We start from the raw sequence: 21,734 nt of genomic DNA, 5'->3' as shown, positions 1-21,734 counted from the left end.
ATTTTAAATTATTTTATTTATTTTTTCCAAATTTAACATTTGAATTAAAAAATCATAAAAATAAGACACCCATTTTTTTTAATTTCCCAATGTTAATTTTTTTTTAAATTACGATATTCACAATACGGTGAGGGACTACAATGATTTTTTTAGGGGTTTTACCCTCCAAAATCTGTTGCATTTTCTCGTTAGAAATCACCAAATCTTCTACTTCCTTGGCAGATAATTGAGCGGAAAGTGAAATTTTGAACTTCATTTTACCATTTACGCTTACCGGATACTCAATTTCGTCTTCAACCAGATAATCCTCATTCAATGCCGGGAATCTTTCAAATTCTATCGATGTACCATGTCCTAATAAACTCCACAATTCTTCACAGATGTGAGGAGCATACGGAGAAATGATAACGGCAAGCGGTTCTAAAATATTGCGCTTGTTGCATTTTATTTTCTGAAGCTCGTTTACAGCAATCATAAAGGATGACACTGAAGTATTGAAAGAGAAGTTTTCAATATCGTATACTACCTTCTTTATTAAGGTATGTAAAACTTTGTATTCCGCTTTTGTAGGTTCTTCGTCTGAAACTTCAAATACGTCTCCGTTGAAATACAGGTTCCAGAATTTTTTAAGGAAACCATATACTCCGCTTAATCCTTGAGTATTCCAAGGCTTGGATTGTTCTAACGGTCCTAAGAACATTTCATATAATCTTAATCCGTCTGCTCCGTACTCTTCACAGATATCGTCAGGATTGACTACGTTATATTTTGACTTGGACATTTTTTCTACTTCACGGTCTGTGATGTATTTTCCGTCTTCCAGAATAAATTCTGCATCTGCATAATCCGGTCTCCATACTTTGAAGGCTTCTGTATCCAATTCGTCAGAAGTTCCTTTTAATAAGGATACGTCTACGTGAATCTGCTGAGTCTGGTAATCTTTAGCTAAATTTTTAGACACATATTGATTTGTGCCGTCAATTCTGTATACAAATGCACTCATTCCTAAGATCATCCCCTGATTGATCAGTTTCTGGAATGGTTCATCATGGCTGATATATCCTCTGTCTTTTAAGAACATGTTCCAGAAACGGGAATACAATAAGTGACCGGTTGCATGTTCGCTTCCTCCTATATATAGGTCTACCTGTCCCCAATAATCTGCTAACTCTTTTTTAACAAAAGTTTCTTCATCATTCGGATCCATGTATCTAAGGAAATACCATGAGCTTCCTGCCCAACCTGGCATTGTAGATAATTCTAACGGGAAAATAGTTTTGTCATCAATAAGATCTGTAGCTACTACTTTCTGGTTAGCTTCATCCCATGCAAATTCTTTTGCATTTCCCAATGGTGGATCTCCATCTTCTGTAGGTAAGTATTTTTCAACTTCAGGAAGTTCCAAAGGTAAAGCGGAAGTTGGCAACGTGTAAGGCATTCCATCCTTATAATATATAGGAACTGGTTCTCCCCAATAACGCTGTCTTGAGAAAATAGCATCACGCTGTCTGTAGTTTGTTGTTCCATGACCGATTCCTTTCGTTTCGATCTCGGAAATCATTTTTGCTTTCGCTTCATTATAATGTAATCCGTTTAAGAAATCAGAGTTTACACAAACGGAATCTTTAGAGTCAAAAGATTTTTCCTGAACATCCTCTTCCGTTTCTACCACTTTCTTGATTTCAAGATTAAATTTCTTAGCAAATCTGTGGTCACGCTCATCGTGTGCCGGAACTGCCATTACTGCTCCTGTTCCATATCCCATCAACACATAATCGGAAATATAGATCGGCATTTTTTCATTGCTGAAAGGATTGATTGCATAACTTCCTGTGAAAGCTCCGCTCACGTTTTTCACGTCAGACATTCTGTCTCTCTCCGTTTTTTTGGATGTTTCTTCAATATAAGTATCTACTTCTACTTTTTGAGCATCTGTTGTAATCGTTTCCACTAAAGGATTTTCCGGAGCCAGTACCATAAAGGTTGCTCCAAATATCGTATCAGGCCTTGTTGTAAATACTTCAACAGTCTCGTCATGCCCTTCTACTTTGAACTGAACCTGTGCTCCCTGAGATTTCCCGATCCAGTATTCCTGGGAATCTTTCAACGGCTGCGGCCAGTCTAAGGTATTTAATCCCTGTAATAATCTTTCAGAATATGCGGAAATTCTCATACTCCACTGCATCATTTTCTTCTGGAAAACCGGGAATCCTCCTCTTTCGGATTTTCCATCCTTTACTTCATCGTTGGCCAATACAGTTCCTAATGCAGGGCACCAGTTTACAGTGGTTTCTGCTCTGTAGGCAAGACGGTAGTTTAAAAGGATGTCTTCTTTATCAATTTCAGTAGCATTCTTCCATTCTTCTGCAGTGAAATTTAATTCGTCGTTCTGATTGGCATTTAATCCTTCTGTTCCTTTTTCTTCAAAATGCTGAATTAAAGAATCAATAGGCTCCGCCTTATCTGTATTTTTATTATACCAGGAATGATACAACTGGATAAAAATCCATTGTGTCCATTTATAATAAGAAGCATCTGAAGTTCTTACTTCTCTGCTCCAGTCGAATGAGAAACCGATTTTTCTCAGCTGCTCTTCATATCTGTTGATATTTTGTTCTGTAGTAATAGCCGGATGCTGTCCTGTCTGAATAGCATATTGTTCAGCAGGAAGTCCAAAGCTGTCATATCCTACCGGGTGGAGTACATTAAACCCCTGATGTCTTTTGTATCTCGCATAGATATCCGATGCAATATATCCCAGCGGGTGACCTACGTGAAGTCCTGCTCCTGATGGGTACGGAAACATATCGAGTACATAAAACTTAGGTTTGTCTGTGTTATTAGAGGTTTTATAGGTTTGATTTTCCTCCCAGTATTTCTGCCACTTTTTTCTATCTGCTGATGATCGTAAAACACTTGATATATATGTTATATGTTAGACTGATTATTTTTTCTTTTTGTCAAGATTCACAAAATTAATGATTTTAAAGTAAATAGAAATTGAAATTATGATGAATTACAAATTCTACCTCAACAAAAAAATCCCATCCGGAGATGAGATCTGTTTTATATCCTGAAGTATATACTATTATTGAGTAACTCTCTTGAAGGTATATGTTCTTGTCTGGAATATAGTAGGATCCTGAGTCTCCTCTCTTACCGCAAGATTGAGCGTTGTTGCATCCAAAGTAATCACCTTTGCATTCTGCGGCTCTACGATTCCCTGAATTTTCATCTGAACGTCTTTCCCTTCCTTATTATAAGTATAATTGAATTTTATATCTGAAAGAATAGCACACTGACCAGGGGTAGCAGTATCTCCCCAGTTCGTTTTCCCTCCCTTAGAATCAACGCTGAACCACCATCTTGTCTTTTTCTGACAGTCTGTATAAGTAATCGTGTTAGAAACCGGGTCTTCACCAACCTCTACAGTGGTAACTACTTCTTTTAACGGTTGCCATGTCCCAACAAGAGGAGCTTCCAGAACAGTATCATTGTCACTACTACAGCCTGTAGCTGCAGCAAACAAAGATAAACCTGCAAATAGTAATGCTAATTTCTTCATAGATCAATTTTTTCAAGCGCTAAAATTATAATTTTTTGATTTATATTACTATTTTTTATGAAAAATTATTTCATCGACGATTATTTATATATATTTAAAAATAGGGACACCTGATTTTCCCTTTATTTAACAAATAATGAATACATGAGCATCGTTCATTCTATTAAAAAAGTTATTTTTGCAGGAAACAAAATACAAATGCAGGATATTACGAGAAACAATTTTGATTTTATACGTGTTCTCCTTGCCTTTATTGTCTTTTTGGGACATCTTGGCACACTCAGCGCTTCTCCTGACCTCAGGATTTTTGAGCATAGCCCTATAGAAATTGCTGTTTTCGGCTTTTTTGCGGTGAGCGGATTTCTTATTGCAAGGAGCTATGAAAGGTCTTCAAGCCTGAAAAGCTATTTAAAAAAGAGAATCAGAAGAATTGTTCCCGCCTACTTATTGGTTATTTTTTTATGCGCAATTTTATTAAGCCTGGTAAGTACCTATTCCTTCACTGAATATTTCAGCAATACACAAGTTTATAAATACCTATTTTGGAATTCATTATTTTTAAATTTTAAAGCACCCTGGCTTCCCGGAGTTTTTGGGAATCAAGCAGTAAATGGTGCCCTATGGACACTGAAAATAGAAATGTGCTACTATTTTGCGGTTCCTCTGTTGTTTTTGCTTTTCGGGAAAAACAATAAATACAGAAATGTAAGTTTGGTTATTCTATACTTCTTATCACTTATTTATCTCAATTATTTTGAATCTTTAAATAAAATTTCCCTTGCCAAACAGCTTCCAGGAACATTATCCTATTTTATCCCTGGAATGTTGATTTACTTTAATTTCGATAAATTTATCCAGCATAAAAATATCATTTTCATTATTGCATTCGTTACTGTGTGGATTGACTTATTTTTAAAAGTTCAGCTTTTTTCTCCAATGATGATCGGAGTTATCGTAATGTATGTTGCCTATTCATTCAAATTCTTAAATAATTTTGGAAAATATGGTGATTTCACCTATGGAATCTACATTTTCCACTTCCCTATTATCAGGACTTTCCAGACTTTAGGATTGTTTGAAGATTACAATCCATTTGTAATGGCTTTGGTATGTATGTTGGTGGTAATTGCAGTAGGTATAAGCTCCTGGCATCTTTATGAAAAAAGATTTTTATAATTTAGCAGTTTAAAAAACATAAATGAAAGATCTTGTCTCCATCATTACTCCCTGTTATAATTCTGCAGAATTTATCGAGGAAACCATACAGTCTGTTCTTAACCAAACCTATGAAAATTGGGAGTGGCTCATTACTGACGACCTTTCCAAAGATAATACCGTTGAGATCATCCGAAAATATAATGATCCCAGAATAAAACTGCAGGTACTGGAGAAAAACGGAGGCGCAGGAAATGCAAGAAACAACAGCCTGGAAAGAGCACAGGGAAGATACATTGCCTTTCTGGATTCCGATGATTACTGGTATCCCGAGTATCTGGAAATGATGACGGATTATATGCAGGAGCACAAAGCAGAACTTGTTTATTGTAATTATTCAAGATGCGATGAACAGCTTCAGCCTATACTTAAAGATTTCTTGGCGGATAAAGTGGTTACATTCTCCAATCTGCTGAAAACATGTCGTCTGGCACCGGTTTCTACAATGTATGACACTCAAAGAGTCGGCAAGTTTTTATTCCCTGTAAAAAGTAAACGCGAAGATCATGTGATGTGGCTGAATCTTTTAAAAGTAATTCCGGAAGGAATTCCTGTAAAAAAGACACTGGCCAAATACAGGATGCGTGAAAACAGCGTTTCCAGAAATAAAAAAAATATCATTAAAGATCAATATCTTGTTTATAAAGATTTCATGGGATTCTCTACAGTAAAATCGTTGTATTATACGGCTAACTGGGCATTAAACGGATTTCTGAAATATTCGAAAATTTTCAATTAATGGAGTATTCAAAAGAGTTCAAAGCCGCTCTGAGTGCTTTTTCCGGAACGGAGAAGGACAAACTTATTTTCAGACTCCTGAGAAAGGATAAATTATTATCTAAAAAACTCTACTTCGAACTGATTGATCCGGAAACCACTGATGATAAAAGAAACGCGATGGAAGAACATGTGAAGGAACAGATGCTCTTGGCTTCAAAGTATGTGGGAAATGCTAAATATTTCCTGTCTACTGTTCGAAAAATAAGTGCTGAAATCACAGAACATGTAAAAATCACGACCGATAAATTCGGAGAGGTTTCCCTGAATCTTCTTCTCGTGAATAAGGTATTGGAAAATAATGGTGATCTCAGCAGACAAAGGTTTGATAATGTTTACAAGCTTTATATTTACACCATCAACAAAATTTTCAAGTCATTAATTCTTGTAAAAAAACTGGATGAAGATTACTGGATGGAAATTGATGAATACCTTCATGATACCCTGAATAAAGTTTTAGAAAATCATTATCTCCAGAAGCTATGCATCAATAATGGTCTTGACTTCAACTGGTTTGAATGTGACAGAATTCCGGATAATATCGATCAGATTATGAAAGACATTAAAAGCCAGGGATTTTTACGATAGGATTTTCTGAAGAATCATTCTGGTAGAATCAGGTTTTCCGTCTACGAATTTTTCTGCATTTTGAGACATTTCAGTAAGTTCTTCTCTGTTATCCTCATTCGTAAGAAATAAGACAAATTCTGAGGCTGTATACTCATCAGAGAAAGATTTCCCTCCATTGGCCGAGATCAGGTCATCCGCTTCCGGATTCTTTTTGTAATGATTTCCAAAGATCACAGGAACACCAAAAGTAGCGGCTTCCAGAATATTGTGAAGTCCCGCATCATGAAATCCTCCTCCTACAACAGCGACATCTGCATAAGAATATAATTTTGATAATAAACCAATGCTGTCTATAATCAGAATTGGAGTATTGAAAGTTGAAGATGGAGTGTTTTCTATTTCGCTGTACAGTAAAGCATCATGGAATATATTTTTCAGATGCCCCACTCTTTTCAGATCGTGAGGTGCTATAATGAGTTTTACTGTATTATTTTTACGGGAAACTACTTCTGCTATTTTCTCTTCTGCCTGCCATGAACTTCCAAAAACAACAGCTTTACTTTCCCCTATGAAATCTGCAATGAAATCTACATGATTATTTCTTTCTCGCAGCTGTTTTACTCTGTCAAATCTTGTATCTCCAGTTACGGAAGACTTCGTTAATCCAACACTTTTCGCCAAAGCCAATGAAAACTGAGTCTGGTGGAAGAACCAGTCTATATTTTTGTGAAGCTGTTTCACAAACCATTTTCCATAGGAAGTAAAAAAAGATTGTCTTTCATAAAACAGTGCAGAAATGACATAAATCTTTGTCCCTTTATTTTTCAGTTCTGCAAGGAGGTTATACCAATAATCATATTTAACCGTAAAAAATAGTTCAGTATTAAATTGGTCTGTAAATTCTCTTACAATACTTTTTTTATCGAAAGGCAAATAACAAATAACGTCTGCAATATGTTTTTTCTTAACCAAATTTTCATATCCTGATGGAGAAAAGAAGGTCACGAGTATTTTGTGTTGAGGAAAATTCTCTTTCAATTTCTCCAGAACAGGTAATCCCTGTTCATATTCGCCCAGGCTTGCAGCATGCATCCAAATTACCTGATCTGTTTTTGAAAATGCAGACTTTACTTTATTCAAAGACTGACTTCTTCCTTCAACGCCTTTTTTAGTTTTATCATTAATCAAGGCAAAAACCTTCATACCGAAGGTAAGAAGACTGATAAATATATTGTATAAAAAAGCCATTTTACTTATTCTTTAATTTCAATTCTGTCGTGATCCGTGGGAGGATTTGATATGACTAAAAATTCAATTTCTTCATTTGATTCATTGGAGATAAAATGCTTTGCTCCCGGCTCAATGGATATAGATTCACCCTGCCCAACCAGGAATTTTTCTTCATTGATATAGAATACTGCTTCACCTTTCAGAATATAGAAAAACTGTTCTGCCACTTTATGAAAGTGTAGTTTTTCTGAAGTTCCTGCAGGCATTTTCTCCTGCTTTACGGATAAGCTTCGGGTATTTTTAAGAATCCAGCTGTCACATTGGCTTCCCCAGATATAATGTTCTGAATTATCTTTAGAATGTATCATTTGAATAGATGGGCAATAAAAAGTAATGCAGGAGTAAATAACACGACAGATAAAAAGATGGTTGCGAATGTAATTCTCGGTTTAGCCTGATCATCTACGGCATATCTGAACATATAGTCCTGAATATTCATAAAAATAACCGCTAAAAACAAAAAAAGAATTCTCAGGCCAATCTTCATAATTAAAAACTGAGCATTCATATTCTGAGCCGTAATTTCTACCGGGAAATTAGTGTCTTCGGGATGTCTCAAGCCATACACGAACAGAGCATATAATCCCAGAGCCAATACAGGCATCAGAAAAGCATACATTTTACCTCCAAATCCATCCGCTTTTCCTTCCATATCAAAATGTACAGGAATTCTCTCTGGCAATGTATTAAAGTTTTTCAGGGTAAACCACCATAGAAAAACGACTAATCCAAAATTAAAAATATCAAAAATTGTAAAAAGAATATTTTCCATTTCAGACGAGATTGAATTAGGATTAGATTACACTTTTCAGTACTCTCAGTTTATGAGTATGCTTATTCATTTCTTTGTTGAAAATCCCTGTGGAATCCAGTGTGTCTATTCTTACCTTTCCGGAAGCATGGATGATCTTTTGATTTTCCAGCATAATTCCAACATGAATAATTTTCCCTTCTGCATTTTCAAAGAATGCAAGATCTCCGGGCTGTGTTTCTTCAACGAAAGTAAGCGGCTCCCCTACCTCAGCCTGTTGTGATGCATCTCTGGGTATTTTTATATTATGAATTTTGTAAACCAATTGGGTAAATCCGGAGCAGTCTACTGCGAAGAAGCTTTTACCTCCCCAAAGATAAGGTACATTCAGGAACTCTTTTGCTGTCAGAGCGATACTTTCACGCACATCATGGCTTCTTCTTGAAGCTACCACCGGAAACTCCACTTCGGAACCCATAGAAAGTAACGTTTTACCATCATTCATTAGTACGGAAGAAAAATCTTCGGTAACGACAGTCACTTTTCTTTTGGCCAGCTCTTCGTCTGTTATAGGCTTCAGCTGCTTGGTATCCATCCATCCTTCATAGCCATCATAATGCATTTTTATTTTGGTCCAGTTTTTATCTACTTCCAAAATATCTGCACTTTCTCCAAACAATATTTCCGTAACAATTTCAGCTCTGTCAGAATTTTCTGCACGAACCGGCGCTACTGTAACAATACAAACTCCTTTATTCATTAATTTTCAATTTAAAGATTGAATGATTTAAAGATTAAAAATACGATATATCTCTCTTTAAATGTTTAATCCTTGAATATTTCAGTTACTTTCTGCGAAGAAAGTTGACTCCATCACGCAAAGGTAAAATAAGATTTTCAAAATCTTCGTCTTTTGCCGCCAAATCATTTAATTCCTGGATCGACTGGGTAGATTTCAGTTTCGGATTTTCTTCCAATACTTTTCCATACCACAAGACATTATCAAAAAGGATCACCGTTCCGGATTTTGTATGCGGCTTAATCAGTCTGAAATATTCAGCATAGTTTTCTTTATCGGCATCTACAAAAATCAGATCAAAAAATTCATCTGTTTCTTTTAAATATTCCTTGGCATCCTGGAGTTTAAAATCAATCTGGCTGGCATATTCGCTGGATTCAAAATATTTTTTAGGAAGATAGGCAAGATCTTCATTCACATCCAGTGTTGTAATTTTTCCGTCTTTTGATAATCCTGATGCCAGACATAGCGTAGCGTAACCGGTGAATGTTCCTATTTCAAGAATATTTTTCGGCTGCAGCATCTGGGAAATAATCGTCAGCAATCTTCCCTGCTGATATCCGGAAATCATATGAGGCTGTGTGGTTTTCTGATATGTCTCTCTCCTCAGCTTTTTCAGAATTTCGGATTCCGAAGAAGCGTGTGCCTCCAAATATCTGTCCATTTCAGGATTCTTTTCTTCAAAAAAACTCATACCATTTTAATTTAAACAAATTTAATGATTTTAAAGCTTTCCCAAACCTTCTTTTGTTCATTATAAAATACAAAAAAGAGAGAAATTAATTCCTCTCTTTTTCTTAGCCATCTACATTCTACGTAAAAATTATTATATGGCTATACAATATTGTCTTATCCCAGCACAAACCCATCCCGGGCAACACTTTGTTTGTAGACTCGTACAAAATATCTGTGGATTACATCCGTTAATAGCACCTTGTACAGTTTTCATTTCTCCTCTTGAAAGCTTTTTTAAATTTTTCATAATGATTTTAGTTTAGTATTAATTTCCTACTCTTTAGATTTTCGGACACCTCTTTAATATTTCCTTTAACGGAGATTTAAATATACATATTCTTTTATTAATCAAATAATTATAAACACAAAAACTACACATTTAATAAATAAAAAAATAAACTTCAGTGAAAACCCCATATAAAATACCGTGAAAACACGGATATTATTTTTGTGGTATTAGTTATAAGTTTGCAATAAGAATAAGGGGTAAAAACACTAAGAGAAAACAAGATGATTGCAGGAGAGACACAAACTAACCATGAGAATCACAAAAAGTTGTACTGAAAAGTAGAACTGATGCTTCTGCAGCAAAAAGTAAGAAAGAAATATCCACTTCATTTTTGCAACGAATTATTTCGCTCCTGAAAAAGGAAGAATTAATTTGATTAAAAAATAAATCCCGGCCACCTACGGGATTTATTTTTGCTTTATACTCACATATTCCCTCTCAGGTTATTTCAGATTAAAACCTTATCCATTTCCTTCATCATCATTTTTCTCAACATCATTCAACAGAACTTCATTAAGTTCATTTCTACAATTCATTCTCAAAAGTCATATTGTAAGCCACAATATATCAGCTTGAAATATCCATGAATAGCCTATATTATTCAAAATCCTGATTCGTATCTCAGTTCACAAGTCAAAATCCTCATAAAATATAGGAAAAACACCTGTATTTGACCGCTCATATGCCTCTACCTTTGATATAAGTTTTCCAACCATGAAACATTCAAATAATGGAGGCACCCGAAAATCCTAAAAAAGAGTAGGGATATTTTAAAAACAACTACATGAAAACAAAGACTTTATTATTAATCGGAGCGATAGTGGGACTTGTGATGATATTTTCCCAGCTAAAACCTCAGGAAATGTCTTTTTATAAAGAAAAAGGCAATTATATTGTAGACCATAATTACATACTGAAAGATGTGAAAAAAATTTCTGACGAAGACATGAAAAGTTTATTAAGTCTTCAGAAACTTCATCAGAACAGTTTGGGTACCAATTTTATTATTTATAAAATCAACAGACAGTATGTAATCCGCGGATGCTTAATGAAAGCTAATATCGACTGGAAAAAGTATGGAGATCTAAGAGAAAAAGTGGACGGTATCCTGAAAAAATATGGAGCTAAAGAATTAGGAAAAGATTATTATGCTATTCAAAACAACCAGGTTGCAACCAATGCAGCTTTGCTAAGCCAGAAAGACATCGCCTCTCTAAGTAGATTAACCGTTAAAGGAGCAGAAGAATACACAATTTGTCCACCAACGATGGGTAGAAGAAATCTTACCAATGTGATTATAAAATCTTACAAAGTTAATACAGCCATTGATCCAAGAATCAATGTAAAGCTGAACAGCGTATTGATGAATTACAAATAACCTCAAAAGGCTGTTTTTAGTCCGAAGACAGCCTTTTCTTAAATCTTTTGTCATGAAAAGAAAGCTTCAGTTATCCGGAATTTTTATGATCCTGCTTCTGGTTTTCACCATTGGCCTGAAAGGAACATTTGATGGATATTATGGTTTTTATTATGAAAATAAAGACTATAAAAAACCGCTGTTATATACTATTTCCGAAGACATTGCCCAATCAAAACCCGTCAATATATTTACTTCTTACACTGGTTTTGATACAGGATATGGTTTCTACGCACCCAATGTTGCCAGCGACTTTGTCATGAGCTTTGAATTAAAAGATCAAAATGGTAATATCCTTGAACAGAAAAACCTGCCTTATTTTAAGAACAAAGAGAGCAGAGTAAGATATACAACTGTTTTTAACATGTTTCTTGATAAAATTTCCGACAAAAATAAATACGACAAAAAATATTATCAGTACCTGGATATCATTATCAGACAGATCGCAGCCCACGTAATGAAAGAAAATCCGTTAGCATCCAGTGTAACGACAAAGCTTTATCTGTACAACTACCCTGCTATTGCAGATTTCAAAAAAGGAAAAACGAGTGAAAATCTTATTCTTATTGATGAATTCAAATACTAAAGTGATGAAAAATCTGAATGCATTCTATACCAAAATTGAAAATTTCTTTTTCAGACAAGATAATCAAACGGAATTCTTAAGCTTCTTTAGGATTGCCATAGGAATTGTAATTCTTTTACAATTTGCTGCAGTGTTGCCGGATTTTGAAAAATTATTTTCAAGCAACAGTATTATTCCTCAGGACATTATGAGTGTTTTTACTCCAGACTGGTTGATAACCTTCTCAAAAATAGTAAGCTTTTTACAAACTCTCGGGATTGAAGAAAGTGCAACAATGGCAATAACCAAGGTATCGTTTATTACACTGTGTATTTTGATCATCACCGGATTTTATTCAAGAATCTCTGCATTATTGTTGCTTATTTTACAGATAGCATTACTTAAGGGAAGTTCTTTTTTTGCCTATGGTGCAGATTTTTTCACAAGCATGTCTTTATTTTATCTGATTCTTTTTCCTGCTGACCAACACTTTTCACTGAGAAATTTTATTTTCGGCAGAAAACCTGGGCATAGTAATATTACTCCAGTTAAAAGATTATTTCAGATTCATATTTCTATTGCTTATTTCTTTTCCGGACTGGATAAAGCTTTAGGATTCAACTGGTGGAACGGTGAATCTATCTGGAAAGCTATTCATCTCCCCTACTCCAACAGAGACCTGAATATTGATTTCAGCTGGCTGATAGAACACTCTTATCTGATAAGTTTGATTGGATGGAGTACCATTATTATTGAGATATGTTATCCTTTTTTTATCTGGTATAAACCCACACAGAAAACATGGCTTTTCTTTACCATCTCCATGCATATAGGAATTGCACTGGTTTTGAATTTATATTATTTTTCAGCGATTATGATCGTCTGGAATATCACCAATTTTTATTTTGAACAGTCTGATAAAAAGACAGTCACTTCTTCAAAGAAAAAAATATCGGCAGAGTATATTCCCAAACAGGTTGGTTCATAAAAAAATAAATCCCGAATTGCTTCGGGATTTATGATGATATAAGGTTTAATCATTATTTCTTAGGAGCGATATCCATCAGTTTCATAAACTCATCAAGTTTAGGCATAATGATGATTTCCGTTCTTCTGTTTTCTGATCTTCCTGAAACGCTCATGTTAGTCGCTTTCGGGTTGTATTCAGAACGTCCACCAGCAGTAATTCTTGCCGGATCTACTCCAAACTGAGTCTGAAGAACTTTAGCAACTGAAGTACCTCTTAATGCAGAAAGATCCCAGTTGTCTCTTGGAAGATTTGGAGAGTTCAACGGAGCGTTATCCGTGTTACCTTCGATCAATACAGAGTATTTATCGTAATCGTTGATTACTTTTGCTACTTTACCCAACACTTCCTGAGCGGCAGGCAGGATGTTGTAATCTCCTGTTTTGTATAGCATTTTATCAGAAAGGGAGATCATTACTACTCCTTTCAATACTTTTACCTGTACATCTTCATCAGATACATTATCCAAAGATCTCTTCAGTTTATTAGACAATGCCAGGTTCAAACTGTCATTTTTAGCATTACTGGAGATCAATTGCTTGATATAAGAATTCGACGCATTGATTTCGCCTACCAGTTTGTCAATGTTAGCAGAACTTTTTCCAGTATTGGACAGACACGCATCAAGTGATGATTTTAATGCATCGTGCTGGCTTTTCAACAAGTTGTTTTCACCCGCCAATGCAGAATTCTGAGATTTCAAATCCTGAATTTCTCTTTGTCTTTCTCCGATATTTTCAATACACTGCTTATAGTTTGTGCTCAAAGCATCATACTGCTTTTTGCTGACACAAGATGTCATCCCCAGCGCCATTGCAGAAACTGCTAAAATTTTTAAAATCTTCATAAATAATCATTTTTAGACTACTCAAAGTTAGGAAAATTCAATTGAATTATATCGGTTATCTTTGCATAAAAGAAATTCTCAACATCTATGTTGGATCAATCAGCCTTCACCAATCAATTAAAAAATCTCGTTCACGAACCGGAAAACCACACCTATCTTCTGGCGGTAAGCGGAGGAGCAGACTCTATGGTTCTCGCCTCTCTTTTCAAGGATTTAGGGCAGAAAATTCAGGATTCCAGGTTCCGGTTTCAGGTAGCTCATATCAATTATAAACTTCGTGGTAATGATTCGGATCTGGATCAGAAAACAGTGCAGGATTTTTGTGAGAAAAATCATATAAAATTTCATTTGTATGAAGTTTCAGAAAAAGATCAGAAACCCGAAAACTCTATTCAGCTATGGGCAAGAGAGCTTCGATACGCCTTTTTTAAAGAAATTCAGGAAAAAGAAAAACTGGAATTTCTCGTTACCGCCCACCATCTTAACGATCAGCTGGAAACGTTCATTATTAATCTGTCCAAAGCTGCCGGCATTAATGGATTGAGTGGAATTCCAGCAAATGATAATAACATCCTTCGTCCCCTTTTAAATGTTTCAAAAAAAGAAATTTACCAATTTGCTGAACAGAATACTATTGAATTTCGGGAAGATCTTTCTAATAAAAAAAGTGATTATCTGAGGAATAAGATCAGGAATGAGATTGTTCCGGTGCTGATGGAAACCAACGATCATTTTCTGGAAAATTTCAGAAAAAGTTCTTTATATCTGAATCAGACTAAAGATTTTGTTCAGAAACAGATTCAGGAGATAGAAAATCAGCTTACAGTATTTAACCAAAACTATAAAATCTTATCAAAGGAAAAGCTGGATCAGGAAAGTGATTTCGTAAAATTTGAAATCTTAAAAAAATTCGGATTCAATCAGGAGGAAGAAATCCCCAAAATTTTTAAAGCTGAAAACAACAGTTCTTTCTTTTCAAAAGAATATCAGTTGATTGTCAACCGTGATGAACTTATTTTCATTGATAAAAATGAAGAAAAGGGAACTCCGGAAGAAATAGTACTGATCAAAAACTTTGATTTTTCTCAAAACCTGATCAGAATCAATCTCGTAGATGATATTGAAAACAATGAAGAAATCCAAAAAGAATTTGAATGGGATTTCGATGCTGAAAAGCTTCAGTTTCCCCTCCTATTGAGAAAACAACAGGATGGAGATGAATTTTTTCCGACAGGGTTTTCAGGGAAAAAGAAAGTTTCTAAATTTTTTAGGGACGAAAAATTATCTGCTTTGATCAAGGAAAAGATCTGGTTATTGTGTGACTCCAAAAACCATATTTTGGGTGTCATCCCTCTCAGACAGGATCGCAGGTATCAGGCAGACAGAACTACTCAAAAAAAGATAACTGTAACGTGGACAGAAAAACAACTAATTCGTTAGCTGTTGATGATTTTAAGAAAGACAGCAATATAGCTTTTGGAATTTTATACCAACAGTATTTTGGTTATACTCAGAAATTTATTCTGAACAATAAAGGTAATCTGGAAGATGCAGAAGATATTTTCCAGGATGCATTACTCATTCTTTACGAAAAACTCAATGCTGATGACTTCAAAGTCCAAACCTGTCTGGGAAATTATATTATCGGAATTGTAAAAAACCTGTGGTTTAAAAAACTAAAAAACAGAAACTTTTATGTTGAGTCTCCTGAAAACTATTTTATGGAACATCAGGAGGAAATAAGTACTGCCATTGAAAATGAAAGGTATTACTGGGAAAAACTGGTTGGTTATATCAAATCGATTTCTTCCCATTGTCAGAATCTCATCCATGACATTTTTATTGAAAACAAAAGTATTGAAGAAATTCAGGATAAATACCAGTATTCCAGCAAACATAATGCTCAGAATCAAAAATACAAATGTGTAGAGCAGATCAAAAAAATTAAAAATAAAAATATTTTTACGACTGAAAAACAGATAGTTATATAAAATATTTTTATTTAAGGGTGATTTTTTATGGATCAGGGAACATAATAAGAAAAGAAATATATGTTCAAAAAAATCGTATTGAGTCTTCTTATATTAGTAGGAATTTCATTTAACGCACAAAGCGCAGGTATCAATTTTCAAAAAATTGATTTAGAAGCCGCGAAAAAAATCGCATCAAAAGAGAATAAACTGATCTTCATTGATCTGTTCACCACCTGGTGCGGACCTTGTAAGCTGATGGCAAAAAACACCTTTACTGATCCGAGAATCGGAGAGATGTTCAACAAAAATTTTGTTAACCTTGCCATTGATGCAGAAAAAGAAGGTCTAAGCCTTGCCAAAGAATTTAAAGTGGTAAACTATCCTTCCTTTTTATTCCTGGATCCAAAAGGGAAACTGGTTCAATATGATTTCGGATACTATAATCCTGAACAGTTTCTGGAAGTTGGAGCATCTGTCCTGAAAAAAAAGATGTCTCAATCCGGCAAAACGTTAGATCAGGTAAAAGGAAAAATGATAGGTGATAAAATTGATAATTTCAATGCGAAAGATCATTTTGGTAATACATTTTCATTATCAAAGGAAAACAAAAAACTGGTAATTGTTTTTATCCGGGGGCAATGGTGTCCGTATTGTAACAAATACATTGAAACATTACAAAATCTGACCCCTGAGCTGAAATCAAAAAACGCGAGACTTGTTATTATTTCTCCCGAAAAACCGGAATTTATAGAAAAGACGATCAGCAAAACAAAGACAGAGTATACGGTTTTATATGACGAAGGATATAAAATTGCAGAAGCATTCGATGTTCTCTATACTCCAGACAGTGAAACCCTTAATTTCTACAACTCAAAATTAAAGGAGGATTTTGCCAACAGCAGATCAGATCATTCCGGAAGGCTTCCTGTATCGGCAACCTTCATCCTTAATGAAGGGAAAGAAATTACATGGAGACATTTTGATCCGGACTATAAAAACAGAGCATCTGTAGAAGATATTTTAAAAAATCTGAATTGATTTTCTCGGAGAGTTTTTGTCATGGCAAAAGAACCTCATCATAATACCAAGTTGGCAAAATTGAAAAAATCTATAATCATTTTGAATCATAAAATAAGTAACACTTCTATTGCGATTAGGGCAGAAGACAAAATATTTTAGGGATCACGCTTAAAAAAAGAAAGTTTCTAAATTTTTTAGGGACGAAAAATTATCTATTTTAGCGAGGCAAAAAATCTGGACACAGACTCATTAGGAATAATGCTGTATTTGACAGCCTTCCTTCCAGGTAAGTCAGAAGATTTGCAAAGAATGAGAAAACGAAATGGAGTCTCAAAACTTTAATGAAATGAACAATGAAATTTAGAAATTGGTTTTTATTAATTCTACTATTTTTAGCGACAGGAATTAATGCGCAGATAAAAAATCCTGTAAAGTTTAAATTCACCATCAACGATCTGGGGAACAATCAATACGAAGCAGTATTGAATGCTACCATGGAAAACGGCTGGCATATTTACTCTAAAGATCTACCGGAAGACACCGGAATTCCGACGGAGTATAAAGTGACAGGAAAGAATATTGAGTTGATCGGAAAATTTACCGAAGTTGGTAAAAAACATGAAGAGTTTTCTGAAGCGTTTGGAGGAACAATTGTTTTCTACTCCAATTCTGCTGGATTTAAGCAAAAATTTAAATTAAAAGATCCAACAAAACCCGCAGATGTCACTTCTGAGATTACGTATCAGACCTGTGACGACAGAGTTTGCCTGGCTCCCAACACATTAGAATTCAACCAAAAAGTTACACCAAAAGGGGCAACGGAAGAGGCTACGACCGAGGAAACTGCAGGTCCTGCAAAAGACTCTGTAAAAATAACTGAGACGGTTACTGAAAATCCTACAAAAACTGAAGCTACGATCACAGAAACTTCAAAACTGGATCCAAAGCAGTTGAAAATTGCAACCATCGATTTCAAAAAGCCATTGACAGATTGCGGTACAGCGTCTGCCAAAGTGGATGAAAATTACTGGACGTATCTATTCCTTGGATTTATCGGAGGATTAATTGCTTTGCTTACGCCATGTGTGTTCCCGATGATTCCACTTACCGTTTCATTTTTTACGAAAGGAAGTAAAGACAAAGCAAAAGGAAAAAGAGATGCTCTTATTTATGGTTTTTTCATTCTTCTTATCTTCGTTTTACTGAGTATTCCTTTCCATATTATTGATGGAATCGCAGGAAATATCTTCAACGAGATTTCTACAAGTGTATGGTTGAATATTGCTTTCTTTATCATATTCATCTTCTTTGCCGGAAGTTTCTTCGGGTATTATGATATCACGCTGCCAAGTTCTATTGCCAACAAATCTTCCAAAGCGGAAGAGGCAGGAGGAATTATTGGTATTTTCTTCATGGCATTGACTCTGGTGATCGTTTCTTTCTCATGTACGGGACCTATTTTAGGAAGTTTACTGGGAAGTGCGGTAACAGGTTCATCCAATGTTCCGATGCTGTTGACTTTTGCGTTGGCAGGATTCGGGCTGGCATGGGCTATTATTTTCGGATTGCTGGCATTATTCCCGCAGGCATTACAAAGTCTACCGAAATCCGGAGGATGGATGAATACGGTAAAAGTTGTTTTAGGATTCGTAGAACTGGCATTAGCATTGAAATTCTTGTCTAAAGCAGATCTTGTATCCAAAACATTCTTCTTAAAAAGAGAACTTTTCATTGCGATCTGGATTATTATCGCCTTAGGATTAGCAATCTATTTATTAGGATTGATCAGATTCCCTCATGATGATAAAAAGCCTAAAATTTCTGTCACCAGAAAAATATTAGGGGTATTGGGAATTGGTTTCGTGATCTATCTGGTTCAAGGGCTAATCCCATCTGACCGTCCGAAACTTCAGTTATTAAGTGGAATTTTACCTCCACTCAATGTAAGCTATTTCCATGATGAAAAAGACGGAATTTTAGGAATGCATCCTGAACACGACTTCTTCAAAGCAATAGAACTGGCTAAAAAAGAAGACAAGCCTATATTGATCGACTTCACAGGATATGGATGTGAAAACTGTAGAAAAATGGAGGAGTTTGTATGGAGCGAACCAGACATTTTACCGATTCTTCAGAATGATGTAGTACTGGCTTCTCTCTATGTCGATGATAAGGAAGAGCTTCCTGAGGATCAGAAAACCAAAATTGACCTGGGAGACGGACAGATCAAGAAGGTAAAAACAATTGGAGACAGATGGAGTTTATTCCAGCAGGTGAACTTCAATAATAACTCTCAACCTCACTATGTTTTAATCACTCCGGACGGAAAAGTCATCAACACGCCTGTCTCAGGATATATGCCTAAAGAGGATTTCAAAAAATTCCTTGAATGCGGGGTCAATTTCTATAAAAAGAATAAATAAATTATTAACATATCATTCAAAAACTCACACTTTATCGTGTGAGTTTTTTTATTTCATGAATTAAATAAACAATAAAACACAAAACGTAGTCTAAAATTAATTATATTTGAATAACTATCACCAATTCAAATACATATGAGATATTTAACATCTATTTTTTTATTTCTTATCTATTCCGCATTAGCTGCCCAGTCTGCCCCTTCCATAGAATGGCAAAAAGCATTGGGAGGCACCCATGGTGAATCTGCGAATGCCGTTCAGCAAACCTCCGACGGAGGATACATTGTAGCCGGAAATTCTATGTCCAATGATGGAGATGTCACCGGAAATCACGGAGGAGGAGATTACTGGATCGTAAAATTAAACCCTGCAGGAGGCATACAATGGCAAAAAACGTTAGGAGGAAGTAATGTTGATGATGCACAATCCATCCGTCAAACTACCGATGGAGGATATATTATTGCCGGATCATCCAATTCCGGTGACGGAGATATCAGCGGAAATCATGGAAATTATGATTACTGGATTGTAAAACTTGATTCCAACGGGAATATGCAATGGCAGAAATCGCTGGGTGGAAGCAGTATGGATATGGCACAATCTATTCAGCAGACTTCTGAAGGAGGATATATTGTAGCCGGATCTTCAAGTTCCAATGACGGAGATGTGAGCGGAAATCATGGAGGAGGAGACTATTGGATCGTAAAATTAGATATTAACGGAAATATACAATGGCAGAAATCGCTGGGTGGAAGCAGCAGTGAACAGGTCAATTCTGTGCAGCAAACTTTTGATGGCGGGTATATTATTGCAGGAACCACCGTGTCTACAGATGGCGATATTACTGTAAGCTACGGGAACAATGACTTTTGGGTAGTAAAACTCGATTCCGGCGGAAATATGCAATGGCAAAAAACGTTGGGCAATATTGGTGATAACATAGGATATTATGCGCAACAGACTTTTGATGGCGGTTATATTGCCGTGGGCACTTCTTTTAATTCTTCAAATCTTGAGAGCGGACTTCCCGATTATTGGGTTATCAAACTAAGCAATAACGGAACCATCGAGTGGGATAAATATTTTGGAGGAAGTTTTCATGACAACGCCATAACTATTCGCCAGACTCCCGAATGGGATTATATTGTTGCGGGCTGGACAGCTTCCAACAACGGACAGGTAACCAATCACCACGGTAATCTGGATTACTGGATCATAAAACTGGACAGCAGCGGAAATCTGAAGTGGGAGAAAACGCTGGGAGGTCCCGATTTCGATTACTTAACTGCTCTTGAACTGACCGCTGATAACGGATATATTGTTTCAGGAAGTACAGGATCTACAAGTGGAGACGTTACCGGACATCATGGTATGATCGATGCCTGGATAGTTAAATTAAGTCCTGAACAGCTTGGCATTCCGGAAAATCAACAGAGGCATAAACCCAACCTCTACCCTAACCCTGCAAAAGAATTTTTCTATTTAGATCATCTGCCCCGGGAAAGTACTATTAGCATTACTGATATGTCCGGACGAAAACTTTTCTCTCAAAAATATAACGAAGAAAAAATTAAAATCAGCACATCTGCATTCATGGAAGGACTTTATATGGTACAGGTAAAAAACAGAGAAGAAATTATTCTTACAAAGAAAATAACAATCATCCGGTAACCTCTTAAAAATATCATAATTACCCTTTTCCTTCAAGAAAAGTATTAAAAAACAGAAATACGTAAAATTTATACGATAATAATCAATAGATTCATGAATCTATAAAGTTTTTAACAATCAAGGCATATGTTTTGTATGAATTCTTCAAAAAAAATATAGTCTAACATTTAAAAACTTTAATCATGGCAGAAGTAATTGCACAAGAAAAACAAGGCGGAAAGCAAAAGAAAAAAATGATCCGAGTGGACATGACGCCTATGGTCGATCTGGGATTCTTACTTATCACTTTCTTTATGTTCACCACCAATTTTACAAAACCTAATGTAATGGACCTGGGACTCCCTGCAAAAGATCCAAATCCCAGTTCTATTGATAAACCGGTAATTGGTGATCAAAACCAGATTACCTTTATCCTTGGAAAAGACAACCGGGTATTTTATCATCAGAGCAATCAGAAATATTTGAATAAAGGAAACCTGAAAGAAACAGATTTCAGTGGAATAAAAATTTCAAAGATCATTGCTGAAGCGTATAAAAATGCTCCTGCACCCAACAAATTCACAGTGATTGTAAAACCAACAGATGAAGCCAACTACAAAAATTTTGTAGACATGCTGGACAACCTTGCTATTTCTAAAAAGGAACGATATGGCGTAACAGACATCAAACCTTGGGAAACAAAGGTTTATAAGGAATTAACTCAATAAAAGACAAGGGCATTTTTTAAATGCTCTTTTTTTGACTAAATTTGAAAGGAGAAACAGATCCACAGTATGTAAGCTGTTGTATTATTTTTAACC

General features: G+C 35.5%; 19 protein-coding genes and 1 pseudogene. 12 read left to right on the top strand and 8 right to left on the bottom strand.

The features are described 5' to 3' along the window. Window positions 1-103: 103 nt before the first annotated feature. Both leuS and KBP46_RS17615 read right to left on the bottom strand, forming a co-directional pair. Window positions 104-2,916, bottom strand: a pseudogene (leuS, locus tag KBP46_RS17620) (leucine--tRNA ligase). 172 nt (window positions 2,917-3,088) lie between these two features. After that, window positions 3,089-3,565, bottom strand: a complete 477-nt coding sequence (locus KBP46_RS17615; RefSeq protein WP_120232718.1) for a lipocalin family protein — start codon at window positions 3,563-3,565, stop codon at window positions 3,089-3,091. Window positions 3,566-3,709: 144 nt separating this feature from the next. Between KBP46_RS17615 and KBP46_RS17610 the strand changes: the two genes are divergently transcribed. The 3 genes from KBP46_RS17610 to KBP46_RS17600 are packed head-to-tail and all read left to right on the top strand — an operon-like array spanning window position 3,710 to window position 6,145. Continuing rightward, complete coding sequence (locus KBP46_RS17610; protein WP_120232717.1) at window positions 3,710-4,741, top strand: acyltransferase; 1,032 nt, start codon at window positions 3,710-3,712, stop codon at window positions 4,739-4,741. A gap of 22 nt (window positions 4,742-4,763) precedes the next feature. After that, window positions 4,764-5,519: a glycosyltransferase family 2 protein gene (locus KBP46_RS17605; RefSeq protein WP_062675751.1), complete on the top strand. Its 756-nt coding sequence runs from the start codon at window positions 4,764-4,766 to the stop codon at window positions 5,517-5,519. Further along, on the top strand, window positions 5,519-6,145 hold the full coding sequence (locus tag KBP46_RS17600) for a hypothetical protein (RefSeq protein ID WP_062675750.1): 627 nt from the start codon (window positions 5,519-5,521) through the stop codon (window positions 6,143-6,145). The genes KBP46_RS17605 and KBP46_RS17600 overlap by 1 nt, the downstream gene beginning before the upstream one ends. Here KBP46_RS17600 and KBP46_RS17595 read toward each other — a convergent pair. The 5 genes from KBP46_RS17595 to KBP46_RS17575 form a co-directional block, all read right to left on the bottom strand. Beyond that, window positions 6,137-7,375, bottom strand: a complete 1,239-nt coding sequence (locus tag KBP46_RS17595) for a 3-deoxy-D-manno-octulosonic acid transferase (RefSeq protein ID WP_216443804.1) — start codon at window positions 7,373-7,375, stop codon at window positions 6,137-6,139. The two genes, KBP46_RS17600 and KBP46_RS17595, sit on opposite strands and share 9 nt — an antisense overlap. 5 nt (window positions 7,376-7,380) lie before the next feature. Beyond that, window positions 7,381-7,725: a cupin domain-containing protein gene (locus KBP46_RS17590; RefSeq protein ID WP_062675748.1), complete on the bottom strand. Its 345-nt coding sequence runs from the start codon at window positions 7,723-7,725 to the stop codon at window positions 7,381-7,383. Then, on the bottom strand, window positions 7,722-8,189 hold the full coding sequence (locus KBP46_RS17585) for a DUF1648 domain-containing protein (protein WP_123279052.1): 468 nt from the start codon (window positions 8,187-8,189) through the stop codon (window positions 7,722-7,724). The genes KBP46_RS17590 and KBP46_RS17585 overlap by 4 nt, the downstream gene beginning before the upstream one ends. Before the next feature lie 22 nt (window positions 8,190-8,211). Beyond that, a complete protein-coding gene (locus KBP46_RS17580; protein WP_062675746.1) occupies window positions 8,212-8,928 on the bottom strand; it encodes a C40 family peptidase in 717 nt (238 codons plus the stop codon). Window positions 8,929-9,013: 85 nt separating this feature from the next. Next, window positions 9,014-9,661: an O-methyltransferase gene (locus KBP46_RS17575; protein WP_114819500.1), complete on the bottom strand. Its 648-nt coding sequence runs from the start codon at window positions 9,659-9,661 to the stop codon at window positions 9,014-9,016. 1,114 nt (window positions 9,662-10,775) lie between these two features. Between KBP46_RS17575 and KBP46_RS17570 the strand changes: the two genes are divergently transcribed. Genes KBP46_RS17570 through KBP46_RS17560 form a run of 3 tightly spaced genes read left to right on the top strand, consistent with a single transcriptional unit; the run spans window position 10,776 to window position 12,961 of the window. Continuing rightward, window positions 10,776-11,369: a hypothetical protein gene (locus KBP46_RS17570; RefSeq protein ID WP_062675744.1), complete on the top strand. Its 594-nt coding sequence runs from the start codon at window positions 10,776-10,778 to the stop codon at window positions 11,367-11,369. A 52-nt stretch (window positions 11,370-11,421) separates the two neighbouring features. Continuing rightward, on the top strand, window positions 11,422-11,994 hold the full coding sequence (locus tag KBP46_RS17565) for a hypothetical protein (RefSeq protein WP_120232711.1): 573 nt from the start codon (window positions 11,422-11,424) through the stop codon (window positions 11,992-11,994). A gap of 4 nt (window positions 11,995-11,998) precedes the next feature. Then, window positions 11,999-12,961, top strand: a complete 963-nt coding sequence (locus KBP46_RS17560; RefSeq protein WP_120232925.1) for an HTTM domain-containing protein — start codon at window positions 11,999-12,001, stop codon at window positions 12,959-12,961. Window positions 12,962-13,013: 52 nt separating this feature from the next. Here the strand turns inward: KBP46_RS17560 and KBP46_RS17555 are convergent, their stop codons facing one another. Further along, complete coding sequence (locus KBP46_RS17555) at window positions 13,014-13,847, bottom strand: OmpA family protein (protein WP_047435593.1); 834 nt, start codon at window positions 13,845-13,847, stop codon at window positions 13,014-13,016. An 87-nt stretch (window positions 13,848-13,934) separates the two neighbouring features. On the opposite strand from KBP46_RS17555, the gene tilS reads away from it, so the two are divergent. The 6 genes from tilS (at window position 13,935) to KBP46_RS17525 (ending at window position 21,641) form a co-directional block, all read left to right on the top strand. After that, the gene (gene tilS, locus KBP46_RS17550; protein WP_062675742.1) at window positions 13,935-15,287 is read left to right on the top strand and encodes a tRNA lysidine(34) synthetase TilS; all 1,353 of its coding nucleotides are present in this window, start codon (window positions 13,935-13,937) and stop codon (window positions 15,285-15,287) included. Beyond that, window positions 15,260-15,838: an RNA polymerase sigma factor gene (locus KBP46_RS17545; RefSeq protein ID WP_062675741.1), complete on the top strand. Its 579-nt coding sequence runs from the start codon at window positions 15,260-15,262 to the stop codon at window positions 15,836-15,838. Before tilS ends, KBP46_RS17545 begins: the two co-directional genes overlap by 28 nt. Before the next feature lie 60 nt (window positions 15,839-15,898). Next, on the top strand, window positions 15,899-16,858 hold the full coding sequence (locus tag KBP46_RS17540) for a redoxin domain-containing protein (RefSeq protein ID WP_216443803.1): 960 nt from the start codon (window positions 15,899-15,901) through the stop codon (window positions 16,856-16,858). 335 nt (window positions 16,859-17,193) lie between these two features. Next, window positions 17,194-19,263: a thioredoxin family protein gene (locus tag KBP46_RS17535; RefSeq protein WP_123279050.1), complete on the top strand. Its 2,070-nt coding sequence runs from the start codon at window positions 17,194-17,196 to the stop codon at window positions 19,261-19,263. A 135-nt stretch (window positions 19,264-19,398) separates the two neighbouring features. Next, window positions 19,399-20,934, top strand: a complete 1,536-nt coding sequence (locus KBP46_RS17530; protein ID WP_216443802.1) for a T9SS type A sorting domain-containing protein — start codon at window positions 19,399-19,401, stop codon at window positions 20,932-20,934. A 182-nt stretch (window positions 20,935-21,116) separates the two neighbouring features. Then, window positions 21,117-21,641, top strand: a complete 525-nt coding sequence (locus KBP46_RS17525) for a biopolymer transporter ExbD (RefSeq protein ID WP_216443801.1) — start codon at window positions 21,117-21,119, stop codon at window positions 21,639-21,641. The last annotated feature ends 93 nt before the right edge of the window (window positions 21,642-21,734 follow it).

It is taken from the genome of Chryseobacterium sp. PCH239, assembly GCF_018924625.1.
Taxonomy (GTDB): Bacteria; Bacteroidota; Bacteroidia; order Flavobacteriales; family Weeksellaceae; genus Chryseobacterium; species Chryseobacterium cucumeris.
Note: the sequence above shows the minus strand (reverse complement) of the source record. Positions and strands in the feature narration are given on the sequence as shown.

Bases quoted from the DNA above. Each gene is read 5' to 3' on its own strand.
- KBP46_RS17615 (WP_120232718.1), bottom strand. From the start codon at position 3,565: ATGAAGAAATTAGCATTACTATTTGCAGGTTTATCTTTGTTTGCTGCA.
- KBP46_RS17610 (WP_120232717.1), top strand. From the start codon at position 3,710: ATGAGCATCGTTCATTCTATTAAAAAAGTTATTTTTGCAGGAAACAAA.
- KBP46_RS17605 (WP_062675751.1), top strand. From the start codon at position 4,764: ATGAAAGATCTTGTCTCCATCATTACTCCCTGTTATAATTCTGCAGAA.
- KBP46_RS17600 (WP_062675750.1), top strand. From the start codon at position 5,519: ATGGAGTATTCAAAAGAGTTCAAAGCCGCTCTGAGTGCTTTTTCCGGA.
- KBP46_RS17595 (WP_216443804.1), bottom strand. From the start codon at position 7,375: ATGGCTTTTTTATACAATATATTTATCAGTCTTCTTACCTTCGGTATG.
- KBP46_RS17590 (WP_062675748.1), bottom strand. From the start codon at position 7,725: ATGATACATTCTAAAGATAATTCAGAACATTATATCTGGGGAAGCCAA.
- KBP46_RS17585 (WP_123279052.1), bottom strand. From the start codon at position 8,189: ATGGAAAATATTCTTTTTACAATTTTTGATATTTTTAATTTTGGATTA.
- KBP46_RS17580 (WP_062675746.1), bottom strand. From the start codon at position 8,928: ATGAATAAAGGAGTTTGTATTGTTACAGTAGCGCCGGTTCGTGCAGAA.
- KBP46_RS17575 (WP_114819500.1), bottom strand. From the start codon at position 9,661: ATGAGTTTTTTTGAAGAAAAGAATCCTGAAATGGACAGATATTTGGAG.
- KBP46_RS17570 (WP_062675744.1), top strand. From the start codon at position 10,776: ATGAAAACAAAGACTTTATTATTAATCGGAGCGATAGTGGGACTTGTG.
- KBP46_RS17565 (WP_120232711.1), top strand. From the start codon at position 11,422: ATGAAAAGAAAGCTTCAGTTATCCGGAATTTTTATGATCCTGCTTCTG.
- KBP46_RS17560 (WP_120232925.1), top strand. From the start codon at position 11,999: ATGAAAAATCTGAATGCATTCTATACCAAAATTGAAAATTTCTTTTTC.
- KBP46_RS17555 (WP_047435593.1), bottom strand. From the start codon at position 13,847: ATGAAGATTTTAAAAATTTTAGCAGTTTCTGCAATGGCGCTGGGGATG.
- tilS (WP_062675742.1), top strand. From the start codon at position 13,935: ATGTTGGATCAATCAGCCTTCACCAATCAATTAAAAAATCTCGTTCAC.
- KBP46_RS17540 (WP_216443803.1), top strand. From the start codon at position 15,899: ATGTTCAAAAAAATCGTATTGAGTCTTCTTATATTAGTAGGAATTTCA.
- KBP46_RS17535 (WP_123279050.1), top strand. From the start codon at position 17,194: ATGAAATTTAGAAATTGGTTTTTATTAATTCTACTATTTTTAGCGACA.
- KBP46_RS17530 (WP_216443802.1), top strand. From the start codon at position 19,399: ATGAGATATTTAACATCTATTTTTTTATTTCTTATCTATTCCGCATTA.
- KBP46_RS17525 (WP_216443801.1), top strand. From the start codon at position 21,117: ATGGCAGAAGTAATTGCACAAGAAAAACAAGGCGGAAAGCAAAAGAAA.